This window comes from Streptomyces longhuiensis (assembly GCF_020616555.1).
Lineage (GTDB): Bacteria > Actinomycetota > Actinomycetes > Streptomycetales > Streptomycetaceae > Streptomyces > Streptomyces longhuiensis.
Map to the genome: position 1 here is coordinate 2528552 of NZ_CP085173.1, position 11773 is coordinate 2540324.

Sequence of the window (11773 nt, forward strand, 5' to 3'; positions counted from 1 at the left end):
GACAACCCGTATCGCGTATTGACTGCCATGTACACGCACAACCACAGTGCAGTACGTGCTCAAAGACGACTCCACCAGGCAGAACACGGTCACCGGCGCGGATTCTGACGGGGACAGCCCCGAGAGCCTGCGCCGCGTGGCCGTCGCCAGTTTCATCGGGACCGCGATCGAGTTCTACGACTTCTACGTCTACGGAACGGCCGCCGCCCTCGTCCTCAACGAGGCGTTCTTCCCGAACCTCTCCTCCCTCAACGCGACCCTCGCGTCCTTCTCGACCTACGCGGTGGCCTTCGCGGCCCGCCCCATCGGCTCGCTCCTGTTCGGCCACTTCGGCGACCGCGTCGGCCGCAAGTCCGTCCTCGTCGCCTCACTGCTTCTGATGGGCCTGTCGACGGCGTGCGTCGGCCTGCTGCCCGGATACAGCACCTTGGGCGTGTGGGCGCCGCTGCTGCTCGTGCTGCTGCGCTTCCTCCAGGGCGTGGGCCTCGGTGGCGAGTGGGGCGGGGCCGCGCTGCTCGCCGTGGAACACGCGCCGCGCGGCAAGCGCGGTCTCTTCGCGGCGTTCCCCCAACTCGGCCCGTCCGTGGGCTTCTTCGCGGCGACCGGCATCTTCTGGATCCTGTCGACGACGCTCGACGACGAGGCGTTCCACTCGTGGGGCTGGCGCGTGCCGTTCCTGCTCTCCTTCCTGCTGGTCGCCGTCGGTCTCTTCGTCCGGCTGAAGATCAGTGAGACGCCGGTGTTCGCCAAGGTGATGAAGGAGCAGGAGGCGAGCAAGGCGCCCGCACTGGAGGTCTTCAAGCGGCACCCCCGCGAGATCCTGCTCGGCGCGGGCGGCATGGTCGTCGCGTACGGGCTCTTCTACACCGCGACCACGTACTGCCTCGCCTACGGCACGACGACCCTCGGCGTCCCGCGCAACACGATGCTCGCGGTCTCGCTCGTCGCCTGCCTCTTCCTCGCTGCGGGCACCTGGCTGGCCGCGACCCGCTCGGACGCGGGCGGTCGCCGCAGGCTCGTGCTGGCCGGCGCCGGTCTCGCGGTGGTCTGGGGCCTGGTCCTCTTCCCGCTCATGGACACCGAGCAGCCCGTGCTGATCGCGCTCGCCCTGGGCGGCGCGCTGTTCTGCATGGGGGTCGTGTACGGGCCGATGGGCGCGTATCTGCCGGAGCTGTTCGGGGTGCGCGTGCGCTACTCCGGGGCGTCCTTCGCCTACAACCTGGGCGGGGTGCTCGGCGGCGCGGTGTCGCCGCTCGTGGCGACGCGGCTCCAGGGCGAGTTCGGCTCGTCCTCGGTGGGCTGGTACGTCAGCGCGATGGCCGTCGTCTCCCTGCTCTGCGTCCTCGCCCTGCCGGAGACGCGGGAGCGCGAACTGGGCTGACCCCCATGGGGGCACGCGTGCGCGTGCCCCCATGGATGCGGCCGAACTAGGGCCGGTGCGAAGGGAATTCGACGACCTGCTGGTACGTCGGACGGTTCTGCCACTGGATCCCGCGGTGCGTGATGCCGCCGAGCGCCCGGTGGATGATCGTGTCCGAGCACCACTGGTCGCCGGCCTTGCACGCGTCGTCGCCGGGGTAGACCTCGGCTGCGGGCTCGGCGACCGCCTGCGCGAGCGTGGCGAGCAGCGCGTCGCGGCAGGCGTCGAGCTTGCCGCCGCCGCAGTAGGCGGCGCCGAGCTTGCCCTTCACCGGCTGCCCGAGGACCGTGCGCAGGTCCTTGTCCACGTAGCCCCACCAGCCGTACTGGAACGCCGAGCCCGCGTGCGCGCCGGTCGGGCCGTGGCCGGCGGACGGCGACTCGTCGACGGTCAGCTCGCCGGTGAGCGCCCTGTACAGGTCGCTGCCGAGGCCGGGCTCGAACGCGGCCTTCACCAGGAGCGGCCACCAGGCGTCCATGACGCGTACGGCGTCCGGGTGCGCGTAGGTGTGCGAGCCGGCCGACGTCTGGTTGCGCTGGGCGCCTCCCTTGCGCCAGGCCTCCAGTTGCTGCACGGCCTTGTTCAGGGCGGGGTCGTCGACGGGCTTGCTGCGGATGACCTCGAGGATCTCGGGGAGCACCTGCTCGCCCCGCAGATCCGTGAGGGCGGCCTCCTCCATGGCCCGGGTGAGCGAGGCCCTGGTGACGCCGCCCTCGGTGACGAGCCGCTTCACGCGCCCGTCGAGCAGATCGGCGCGGTGCACGGCGCCGAGGCTGAAGTTGGCGGCGCCGAACCCCTTGGCCTGCTTGTTGTTCCAGGAGACGTAGTAGTCCTGGTCGACGGAGTTCGGGTGCTGCGACGGCGGCGTGTAGGCGGCCGTGTTGTCCGTCGGGTCGAAGTCCCGCCACTCGTAGGCCTTTTCGGCCTTCACCGGGAAGGAGGCGTCGACACCGTCCGCGCGCACCGGGTTGGCGCCGCTGTTGTAGTACGCGATGTCGCGCGAGTCGGCGTAGAACCAGTTGAAGGCGTAGCTGATGTGCTGCGCGGCCTTCTCGAAGGTCGCCGCGTCCTTCACGTACGACGGGTCGTTCAGCATCTGGAAGCCGATGATGGAGTCGGCCTCGTGCCGGTACGTCGAGCGCAGTGAGGTGTAAGCGACGGGCTTGCCGCCGACCGTCGCACGGTGCGTGACGATGCCGTACTTCGTGCGGAAGACCTGCATCCGGTAGGAGCCGGCCGCCGTGGAGTCGGCGAGGGTCGGCTTCCAGGCGTTCTTCCTCTCCAGCTTCTCCATGGGGGTGCAGGTGCCGCGGTACAGATAGTTCGTGGACTGCCGGGTGGGCGTCGCGCCGTCCGGCTCGCACAGCTCCACGGCGTACGTGTCGGTGATGTCCTGGCCCGCCGAGGTCGCCGACCAGGCGTAGTCCTGGCCGCGGCCGAGCTGGATGTACATGCCGACGCCCGCGAACGAGACGCCGCGCGCGCTGATGCCCGGACCCTGGAGCTCCTGCATCATCAGGAGCTGCGGGGCGAAGTACCCGGTCTGCGGGCCGAACACGGCGACCGGGTGGCCGGACGCGGTGTGCTTGCCGGAGACGAGGAGAGCGTTGGACATGCCCTTCTTGGAGTCGGTGTTCCTGAACGTGTCCGCGGGCAGCACGCCCTTGTCGTACATGCCTTGGAGCGGCTTGAGCTTCGCCGGTGCCTTGACGGGGGTCTTGCGCCCCGCCTCGGCCGGCTTGGCCGAGCCCTCGCGGTCGTGAACGAGGGGTTCACTCTCGACGGTGCCCTTGTCGGGCAGCGCCTCGCCACGCGGTTTCCCGGGCTTGGCCCCGTAGGGGAAGCTCGTGCCGTCGTGGATGGTCGTCACGGCCTCGGGGTCGTCGCGTCCGCGGAAGGACTCCCAGACCTCGGTGCCCCGCTCGACGCCGTACTTCTGCTGCGCCGACAGGAGCGAGAGGGCCTGGCCGACCTCTCCCCCGCCGCCGCCTCCGAAGAGGCCGCCGACCACGGAGGCGAGCGCGATCATGTCGGTCACCTTGAACGGCTGGATCTCGCCCACGTTCGTGATCGCGTCGATCTTGCCGGTCAGGACGTACTCGCCGGGGAAGTAGCGTCCGTTCTTCGACTTCTCGCGATAGGCGTTGAGCCCGTCGATGTAGGCCTGCGCGTCGTCCATGGCCTGCTTGCCCCGGGCGCCCTGCGTGGTCCTGATGTACTCGACCTGCTTCTCCAGGTCCTGCTCGGTGTACGGGGCCTGCGGCCAGAACTCCTGCTCGAGTCCCTGGTTGGCGAGGGCCCCGCCCGCGAACGACGTGAGCTCGCCGCGGCCGATGTGCCGGAACAGGTCGATCAGCCAGAGCCGGTCCTGACCTGCTGCGTAGCCGGCACCGAACTCTGTTCCGTAGCGCGTGGAACCTTTGACATGGGGTACACCGTTCTTCCTGTCACGGGTGATCGTCACATCGTCGCGGGGGCGCGTGACGGAACCGACCTGACCATCGGGGACCCCGAAGGAGGAGTCGTTGAAGAACTGGGTGAGGGTGTCGTCCGTCAGGGACGGGTACCCGGCGGCGAGCGCGTCGTAGGGGCCGAGTTGATCGTCGGCGTGGGCGGGCTGGGTGCCGAGGAGACGGTGGCCGAGGATCTCGGCCAGCGTGGCGCTGCCGTTCGCGCCGGGCGGCAGGATGTCCGCGCACCGGCCCGCGCAGTAGTCGGGCGCCGGCGCCGGCTCCGCGGCGGATGCCCCGCCGGCCGGGGACAGCAGGCCCGCCGTGAGGACGAACACCGCGGTGGCGGCCGTGCGCTTGAGAGTTCTACGGAGGCTTCTGTGCTGGGTGGTTCGTGGGGTGCGCCGTCGCATGCCTGATCCTCCCGACGATGGTGCGCCGGAGGTTACCGGCGGTAGGCAGCCGAGTGGAGATGAACATGCGTCACCTTTTCGGAATCGCCACACGCGACCCCCTGGGGCGAACGGGTCCCAGGAGGTGCCGCTGATGGAGTCCATCGGAAATCGGATGGACCGGCATGGATCCGAATCGAGTGTCGATACGTCTATTCGGCGACGTCCGTTCGACGACGACGCCGAAGTACATGTACGTGTGACGGAGGTGCAGGGCGATGGCCGGATTTCGGAGTCTGGCGAGACAGGCGCGCGACCCGCGCAATGATCTGGCACTGCGGCGGTACTCGCTGCGCAAGTGCCTGGAGCGGTTTGCCCCTTACGGGCACCGGGCGACCTGGGACCACCTGTGCTCGCGGGCCGGGTTCGATCCCGAGGACCGGTCCCCCGAGCCGGCGCGGCTGACGGCCGCGCTCGACGAGCTCGAGGAGGCGCGGGCGGTCTGGCTCGCGTACGAGACGCAGTTCGCGGAGCGCCGCCGCAAGGAGAAGCACGACGGGCTGCGCAGACCGGGCACGGTCGACGACTGGCACCGGCTGACCTGGGGCGGCTTCGGCGTCGCCTGGTGCGACGACCCGATGGTGCATCCCTCCGAGCCTCTCGCGGAGGTTCTGAACCGGCTGATCGCGGCCCTGGAGCGCGAGCCCGGCACGGCCTGTCCGGTCTGCACCGGCACGGCACTGCTCTGGAAGCACGACCTGGCGCACGAACCGTCGTCAGGACCGGTCTGCACCCATTGCGGCATCGTGGTGCCGCGCCCCGTCCTCACCCCCGCGTCGCTGGCCGGAGCCTGGCGGGCGCGGGTCCTTGTCCCGGCGTAGAGCGCATCGGCACGAGCACGACTGTGTGAGCACGGGGGTGCCGGCCATGAGCCGCACCCCCGGTCCGCTCACCCGCCTCAGCCGCTCGGTGTGATCACGTCGGTCTGGACGGCCAGCTTGAACTCGGCGAGGAGCAGCGGCGTACGGATCAGCGCGTCACCCGCGCCGCGCACCGAGATCTTCAGGCCGATCGGGGTTCCCGGGTGCACGAACATCTGCCAGGTGTACGACCGGTACTGACCGCCGCCGGTCGGCGCGGAGTCCGTCGTGGCGGTCGAGTCGTAGCCGGTCGAACCGGCGAGCGGGTCGCGCACGAAGCGCGCCCTGAACTCGCGCGGTCCGGAGTCCGGCTCCCAGAAGACCAGCGCGGACAGGGTGCCCCATCCGTCGTGACTCGGCCGGATCAGACCCGAGTGGGTGTCCGGGTACTTGGACCCCTTCGGCGGTTCGTGCATCTTCCAGGGGTCGTACGACTCCTCGCCCGCCGCGTAGGGGAAGCGGACGAGGTGGTAGCCGTCGCGGTCATAGGTGATCTTCTGCGGGCCCGAGCGTGCGGCCTCGTACTTCAGCGAGCAGATGGCGAGTCCCATCGCGTCTCCCCGTCCCCGTGAGCCGTCGTGCCGTCATGGCTTCATGCCTTCATGTCCTCATTCATCCCCAACTCCCCTGCGCGTGAAGACATCGGGCCGGCCGGCTCCGGTTGCGGGTGCGCGCCGTCACACGTCGCGGCGCCGTACGACGACCAGCGCCAGGGCGAGCGCGACCAGCGGCCAGAGGACGAACACGGTCCAGCTCCCGGCGACCGTGGCCCCGTTGTACGCCTCGGCCGGCGTTCCGTAGATCTGGGCCAGGCGCTGCCACGCGTTGCGCACCATCGCGTTGGCGAAGGTGACGGACAGCGGCTTGCGGGACGAGAAGAACACCGGCAGCAGGAGCAGGACGAAGGTGCCCGCGACCATCGTGGTGGCGCTGTGCCGGATCAGGACGCCGAGCCCGAGGCCCACCAGCGCGCACACCGGGGCGAGCAGCGCCGACGCGGCCAGGGCCCGCAGCGCGTTGGGGTCGCCGAGGGAGACCGCGGCGTCCCGCCCGCTGAGGATGGCCTGGGCGACGGAGAACGAGCACAGGGCGACGAACGTCCCGATCACGGTCCACAGGACGGCCTGCACGACGGCCTTGGCCAGCACCACCGCGCCGCGCGCGGGGACGGCCACGGTGGTGGTGCGGATGAGGCCGCTGCCGTACTCGCTGACCACGGCGATCGCGCCGACGGACACGGCGGCGAGCATCAGCGTCAGATACGCCTCGGCAGGAAACGCGTCCCCCAGCGAGAAGGCGTGCTCCCGCTGCGTGAGGGCGTCGTAGCGCGGGAAGTTGTTGTAGTCGGCGAGGGCGCGGGCCGCGGCGAAGCCGGTCACGACCAGCGTGACCAGGACGATCACCCAGGGCGTGGAGCGCAGCGACCGTACCTTGATCCACTCGGCGGCGACGAGGTCGAGGAAGCGGGCGGGCGGTTCGTCCACCGCCGCGGCGATGGTTGTTGCCGTCGTGCTCGTCATCGGGCCTGCCCCGCCTTTCCCGCGTCTCCCGACAGGTACTCGACGCTGCCGGCGGTGAGTTCCATGAACGCCTCCTCCAGCGAGGCCGTGCGGTTGGTCAGCTCGTGCAGCAGGATCCGGTGCTCGAAGGCGAGCGCTCCGACACGCTCGGCGGGCAGCCCGGTCACGGCGATCCTGGCCGCGTCCGGCGGGCCGTGCGGCGCGACGGACGCGCCGGCCGCCGTGAGGACGGCCGTCAGTTCGCCGGCCTGGGGCGTCGCGACCAGCACGCTGAAGCGGGTGCTGCGGGCCGCGAACTCCCGTACGGACTCGGCGGCGATGAGACGACCCTGTCCGATCACGACGAGCTGGTCCGCGGTGCTCTCCATCTCCGTCATGAGATGGCTGGAGAGGAAGACGGTGCGTCCCTCGGCCGCCAGGCGGCGGAAGAGGCCGCGTACCCAGAGCACACCCTCCGGGTCCATGCCGTTGATCGGCTCGTCGAACATCAGGACAGGAGGGTCGCCGAGCAGTGCCGCCGCGATGCCGAGCCGCTGCTTCATGCCGAGCGAGAACCCGCCGATGCGGCGCCCGGCCGCCTCGGTCAGGCCCACCTCGGCGAGCACCTCGGCCACGCGGCTCGCCGGGATGCGGTTGCCGCGGGCCAGGGCGCCGAGGTGCGCGGTGGCGCTGCGCCCGCCGTGCACCTGCTGGGCGTCGAGCAGCGCGCCGACGTGGCGCAGGCCGCGCGGGTGGGTGCGGAAGGGGACGCCGCCGACGGTGGAGGTGCCGGCGGTGGGCGCGTCCAGGCCGAGGACCATCCGCATGGTGGTCGTCTTGCCCGCGCCGTTGGGGCCGAGGAAGCCGGTGACCTGTCCCGGCCGGACGGTGAAGGAGAGGTGGTCGACGGCGGTCTTGTCGCCGTACCGCTTGGTGAGTTCGCTGACTTCGATCACGAGGGCAACGGTGCCGGTGCGGGTCAGGGGCGCGCATCGGCCCGTCGGCGGCCTTCCCTGGGGACGGCATGCACCCGTGGGATGCAGCCCGTGGGCTCATGCCGGGAGCGGGACGGCGCACCTACGATCCGTGTGTGGACGCCACCTCGATACCCCCGCCGCCCCAGCGCGCCTACGGGACGCACCGTACGGTCCTCACCTGGATCGGCGCGGTCCTGTACCCGTTCATGGCGCTGCTCCCCGCGGTCAGCGCCGACGAAAGGGCGCCCGGCATCCTCCCGGCCTGCGGCTCGGCGCTCGCGACGGTCCTGCTCGTCGGCCTGATCCGGCGCAGGCCCATGACGGCCCTGGTCATGATGCTGCTCGTCAGCGCCCTCCTGCCGCCTGCGGCCAAGTACCACGGTCCTGTGTGGTTCGTGCCGTTCGTGGCGGTCGACGTCACCCTCGGGTACGTCGTCGGGACGCGCACGCTGCGGTCGTCGGCGGTCGCCGTCTGCCTCACGTTCCTCACGCAGTGCCTGACGATCCTCGGCTTCACGCACGGGCCCGACAACCTCGTCGTGATCGGGACGATCGCCCTCCTGGCGCTGGTCACCGCCTGTGTCGTGGGCCTCCTCGGCAGCGAACGCCGCCGGCACGCGACGGAGCTGCGGTCGCACGAGGTCGCCGAGGCGATCACGGCCGAACGGCTCCGGATCGCCCGCGAGTTGCACGACCAGGTCGCGCACAGCATCGGCATCATCGCGATCCAGGCCGGCGTCGGCAGCCGGGTCATCGAGACGCAGCCGCTGGAGGCGAGGGCCGCCCTGAGCGCCATCGAGGCCACGAGCAGGGAGACCCTGTCGGGGCTGCGGCGCACGCTCGTCGCGCTCCGCAGGTCGGGCCCTTCGGTGGAGCCGGAGGCGGCGCCGTACGGCCCGGCGCCGGGCCTCGCCGACCTGGAGCGCCTGACCGCCACGACCACGGACGCGGGCGTCGAGGTCGATCTGCGGTGGAGCGGGCTGCGGCGTCAACTGCCGCCCGACATCGACCTGTCGGCGTACCGCATCGTGCAGGAGGCGCTGACGAACGTGGTGCGGCACTCGGGCGCCGGGCGGTGCCGGGTGAGCGTCGGGTTCGGGGAGGATGAGCTGTCCGTGGAGATCGTCGACGAAGGGCGCGGGATGCGGGGCGCGGGGACGGGCGAGGGGTTCGGGATCACCGGGATGCGGGAGCGGGTGGCGCTGCTGCACGGCGAGTTCGGTGCGGGGCCGCGGCCCGAGGGGGGCTTCCGGGTGGCGGCGCGGCTGCCGCTGCCGGAGCGGACGGCCACGGCCACGGCGACAGCGACAACGACAGCGACGGATGACGCCGCCGCGGCCGGGGCGGACACCCGATGACCGTGCGCGTGGTGCTCGCCGACGACCAGCCGCTCGTACGCTCCGGACTGCGTGTCCTCATCTCCGACACCCCTGATCTGGAGGTCGTCGGGGAGGCCGCGAACGGTGAGGAGGCGGTCCGGCTGGCGCAGGAGGTCGGCCCCGATGTGATCGTGATGGACATCCGGATGCCGGGCATGAACGGGATCGAGGCCACGAGCCTGGTCACCTCGGGCCCGGGGGCGACCCGTGTGCTGGTGCTGACCACCTTCGACGAGGACGAGTACGTCTACGGGGCGCTGCGCGCCGGCGCGAGCGGTTTCGCGGTCAAGGACATGGCGCTCGACGACATCCTCGCGGCGATCCGGGTCGTCGCCGCCGGGGACGCGCTGATCGCGCCCGGGATCACGCGCCGCCTCATCGCCGACTTCGTCGGGCGTCCCGAGCCGTCGCCCGCCCGCGCGCCGCGCCCGGTCGAGGGCATCACGGAGCGGGAGCGCGAGGTGCTGACGCTGGTGGGGCTCGGCCGGTCGAACAGCGAGATCGCCGACGAGCTCTACATCACCGTGGCCACGACCAAGTCGCACGTGGCGCGCCTGTTCACCAAGCTGGGCGCCCGGGACCGGGTCCAACTCGTCATCATCGCCTACGAGTCGGGGCTGGTCTCCGCGCCCCGCTGAGCGGCCGCCGAGCGGCGGCCCCTCAGGCGTCCTCCCGGCTCTCCCGCATCAGGCGGGACCCGGTGAGGCGCTCGCCGAACACGTCGTCCGGGTTCGAGAGCACACAGTTCTCCAGGGACAGACAGCCGCAGCCGATGCAGTCGGTCAGATGGTCGCGCAGGCGCCCCAGCTGGGTGATGCGCTGGTCCAGTTCGGAGCGCCAGGCCTCGGAGAGGTGCGCCCAGTCCTCGCGGGTCGGGGTGCGCCCCTCGGGCAGTGCGGACAGCGCGTCCCGGATCGTGGCGAGCGGGATGCCGACGCGCTGCGCGGCGCGGATGAACGCGACCCTGCGCAGGGTGTCGCGCTGGTAGCGGCGCTGGTTGCCCGTCGTGCGACGGCTGCTGATCAGACCCTTGGCCTCGTAGAAGTGCAGGGCCGAGACGGCGGCTCCGCTGCGCGCCGACAGCTGACCGACGGTGAGTTCGTGGATCTTCACTGGAATCTGGGGCACCGTGCCGAGCCTACTGGGCCGACCCTGCCGTCGTTGACAGAGGTCGCCCGCCCTAGCATGCTGAGCAAGCGCTTAGACATCCGCCTTAGACATCCGCGCATGGTGCACACATGGGAGGCCAGGACATGGCAGAGCCGAGGGTTTTCGCGACGGTCGACGAGCTGCGCGCGGCGGTGGGCGAGCAGCTGGGGTACAGCGACTGGGTCGAGATCGAGCAGAAGCGGATCGACCAGTTCGCGGACGCCACGGGTGACCACCAGTGGATTCACGTCGACCCCGAGCGCGCCAAGGACGGGCCGTTCGGCACGACGATCGCGCACGGTTATCTGACCCTGTCGCTGCTCCCCCTCTTCGGGCCGCAGCTGATCAAGGTCGACGGCATGAAGATGGGCGTGAACTACGGGACGAACAAGGTCCGCTTCCCCGCCCCCGTGCCGGTCGGCTCCCGGCTGCGCGCCACCGCGAAGATCACGGGCGTCGACGACGTACCCGGCGGCGTCCAGGTCTCGGTCGCCTTCACGGTGGAGCGCGACGGCGGCGAGAAGCCGGTGTGCGTCGCCGAGTCGGTGTCCCGCTACTACCTCTGAGCCCCTCGGGGCTCAGGAGGTCCGGGCCCCCACCATCCGCAGGACGAGGTCGGCGTACAGCTCGCCGACCTCGTCGGGCGTCCGGCGGCCCTCCGAGTTGAACCAGCGCGACACGTCGATGCAGAGCGACAGCACGGCCAGCGTGGTGCCCGGGAGGTCCGGGACGTCGAACTCCCCCGCCTTCACACCGTCGTTGAGGATCTCGCGCACGGTGGCGTCGCTCTCGCGGCGCAGGGCCACGATCTCGGGCCGGTGCTCCTCGCCGAGCGAGTCCAGCTCGTACTGCACGACGCGCGCCGTCAGATGGCGCGCCGCGTGCCAGCGGACGAAGGACCGTACGGCCTCGGAGAGCCGCTCGGCGGCGGTGCCCTCCTCGGCGGCCGCGTCCTTGAGGATCTCCAGGGCCTTCTCGTGGCCGATGCGGCTGATGCGGAGGAGCAGGTCCTCCTTGGTCCGGTAGTGGATGTAGAGCGCCGCCGGGCTCATGCCGGCCCGGCTCGCGATGTCCCTGGTGGTGGTCGCGTGGTAGCCGCGCTCCGCGAACGCCTCGACGGCGGCGATCAGCAGCCGCCTGGCCGCGTCCGGGGTGACCTCGGCCCAGGACATGTCGTCCGTGGCAGCCTCGTTCTGGCCGTGCCGCTCCGCGCTCATCGCTCGCTCACATCCTCCCGTGGACAGGACGAACACCATACCCCTAGAGGTGAGCGAGCGCTTAGTTCCGTACGTCAGGCGACGGGCTTGAAGGGGTCGTGCTCGGCGAGGATCTTGTCGATTCGGGCCTGGTCGATACGGCTGACGACCTGATCGACCTCCTGACGGTCCCGGATGACCTTGGCGAGCGTGAACGCGGAGGTCGTCAGATAGAGGACGGCGATGGCGAGGAAGCCCCGGACCCAGCCGCTGGCGTCGATGCGGTAGATCCCGACGGCGGTCGCCACGAGCGCGAGCGCGAAAGAGGCGACGGCCTGTCCGTAGAAGGCGTTGGTGGTCCTGTGCTTGACCGGTGTGTCACTCATGGGCG

Annotated in this window: 12 protein-coding genes; 5 read left to right on the forward strand and 7 right to left on the reverse strand. The window is 71.0% G+C overall.

Annotated elements, in window-relative coordinates:
* Positions 1-55: 55 nt before the first annotated feature.
* Positions 56-1381 (forward strand): MFS transporter, encoded by a 1326-nt coding sequence (locus tag LGI35_RS11905; RefSeq protein WP_227293844.1) that lies wholly within the window; start codon positions 56-58, stop codon positions 1379-1381.
* A 46-nt stretch (positions 1382-1427) separates the two neighbouring features.
* Here LGI35_RS11905 and LGI35_RS11910 read toward each other — a convergent pair whose 3' ends face one another.
* On the reverse strand, positions 1428-4283 hold the full coding sequence (locus LGI35_RS11910) for a penicillin acylase family protein (protein WP_227293845.1): 2856 nt from the start codon (positions 4281-4283) through the stop codon (positions 1428-1430).
* Between the two features lie 257 nt (positions 4284-4540).
* Between LGI35_RS11910 and LGI35_RS11915 the strand changes: the two genes are divergently transcribed.
* Positions 4541-5143 carry a hypothetical protein gene (locus LGI35_RS11915; protein ID WP_227293846.1) on the forward strand — a complete coding sequence of 201 codons (603 nt, stop codon included), beginning with the start codon at positions 4541-4543 and terminating at the stop codon, positions 5141-5143.
* Between the two features lie 77 nt (positions 5144-5220).
* Here LGI35_RS11915 and LGI35_RS11920 read toward each other — a convergent pair whose 3' ends face one another.
* From LGI35_RS11920 to LGI35_RS11930, 3 genes are all read right to left on the reverse strand, one after another.
* Entirely contained in the window at positions 5221-5733 is a 513-nt protein-coding gene (locus LGI35_RS11920) for a hypothetical protein (RefSeq protein WP_227293847.1), read from the reverse strand.
* Positions 5734-5859: 126 nt separating this feature from the next.
* Positions 5860-6702: an ABC transporter permease gene (locus LGI35_RS11925; protein ID WP_227293848.1), complete on the reverse strand. Its 843-nt coding sequence runs from the start codon at positions 6700-6702 to the stop codon at positions 5860-5862.
* Positions 6699-7637, reverse strand: a complete 939-nt coding sequence (locus LGI35_RS11930; RefSeq protein ID WP_227293849.1) for an ABC transporter ATP-binding protein — start codon at positions 7635-7637, stop codon at positions 6699-6701. The genes LGI35_RS11925 and LGI35_RS11930 overlap by 4 nt, the downstream gene beginning before the upstream one ends.
* A 134-nt stretch (positions 7638-7771) precedes the next feature.
* On the opposite strand from LGI35_RS11930, the gene LGI35_RS11935 reads away from it, so the two are divergent.
* Both LGI35_RS11935 and LGI35_RS11940 read left to right on the forward strand, forming a co-directional pair.
* Positions 7772-9016: a sensor histidine kinase gene (locus tag LGI35_RS11935; protein WP_227293850.1), complete on the forward strand. Its 1245-nt coding sequence runs from the start codon at positions 7772-7774 to the stop codon at positions 9014-9016.
* Positions 9013-9675 (forward strand): response regulator, encoded by a 663-nt coding sequence (locus LGI35_RS11940; RefSeq protein WP_227293851.1) that lies wholly within the window; start codon positions 9013-9015, stop codon positions 9673-9675. The genes LGI35_RS11935 and LGI35_RS11940 overlap by 4 nt, the downstream gene beginning before the upstream one ends.
* Positions 9676-9697: 22 nt before the next feature.
* Here LGI35_RS11940 and soxR read toward each other — a convergent pair whose 3' ends face one another.
* Positions 9698-10165: a redox-sensitive transcriptional activator SoxR gene (gene soxR, locus LGI35_RS11945; RefSeq protein ID WP_227293852.1), complete on the reverse strand. Its 468-nt coding sequence runs from the start codon at positions 10163-10165 to the stop codon at positions 9698-9700.
* Between the two features lie 125 nt (positions 10166-10290).
* On the opposite strand from soxR, the gene LGI35_RS11950 reads away from it, so the two are divergent.
* Entirely contained in the window at positions 10291-10752 is a 462-nt protein-coding gene (locus LGI35_RS11950; RefSeq protein WP_116503845.1) for a MaoC family dehydratase, read from the forward strand.
* A 12-nt stretch (positions 10753-10764) separates the two neighbouring features.
* Here the strand turns inward: LGI35_RS11950 and LGI35_RS11955 are convergent, their stop codons facing one another.
* Both LGI35_RS11955 and LGI35_RS11960 read right to left on the reverse strand, forming a co-directional pair.
* Entirely contained in the window at positions 10765-11403 is a 639-nt protein-coding gene (locus tag LGI35_RS11955; protein WP_227293853.1) for a TetR/AcrR family transcriptional regulator, read from the reverse strand.
* Between the two features lie 74 nt (positions 11404-11477).
* Positions 11478-11768 (reverse strand): YiaA/YiaB family inner membrane protein, encoded by a 291-nt coding sequence (locus LGI35_RS11960; protein ID WP_116503842.1) that lies wholly within the window; start codon positions 11766-11768, stop codon positions 11478-11480.
* Positions 11769-11773: the final 5 nt, after the last annotated feature.

Bases quoted from the DNA above. Each gene is read 5' to 3' on its own strand.
- LGI35_RS11955 (WP_227293853.1), bottom strand. From the start codon at position 11,403: ATGAGCGCGGAGCGGCACGGCCAGAACGAGGCTGCCACGGACGACATG.
- LGI35_RS11940 (WP_227293851.1), top strand. From the start codon at position 9,013: ATGACCGTGCGCGTGGTGCTCGCCGACGACCAGCCGCTCGTACGCTCC.
- LGI35_RS11960 (WP_116503842.1), bottom strand. From the start codon at position 11,768: ATGAGTGACACACCGGTCAAGCACAGGACCACCAACGCCTTCTACGGA.
- LGI35_RS11950 (WP_116503845.1), top strand. From the start codon at position 10,291: ATGGCAGAGCCGAGGGTTTTCGCGACGGTCGACGAGCTGCGCGCGGCG.
- LGI35_RS11920 (WP_227293847.1), bottom strand. From the start codon at position 5,733: ATGGGACTCGCCATCTGCTCGCTGAAGTACGAGGCCGCACGCTCGGGC.
- LGI35_RS11925 (WP_227293848.1), bottom strand. From the start codon at position 6,702: ATGACGAGCACGACGGCAACAACCATCGCCGCGGCGGTGGACGAACCG.
- LGI35_RS11915 (WP_227293846.1), top strand. From the start codon at position 4,541: ATGGCCGGATTTCGGAGTCTGGCGAGACAGGCGCGCGACCCGCGCAAT.
- LGI35_RS11910 (WP_227293845.1), bottom strand. From the start codon at position 4,283: ATGCGACGGCGCACCCCACGAACCACCCAGCACAGAAGCCTCCGTAGA.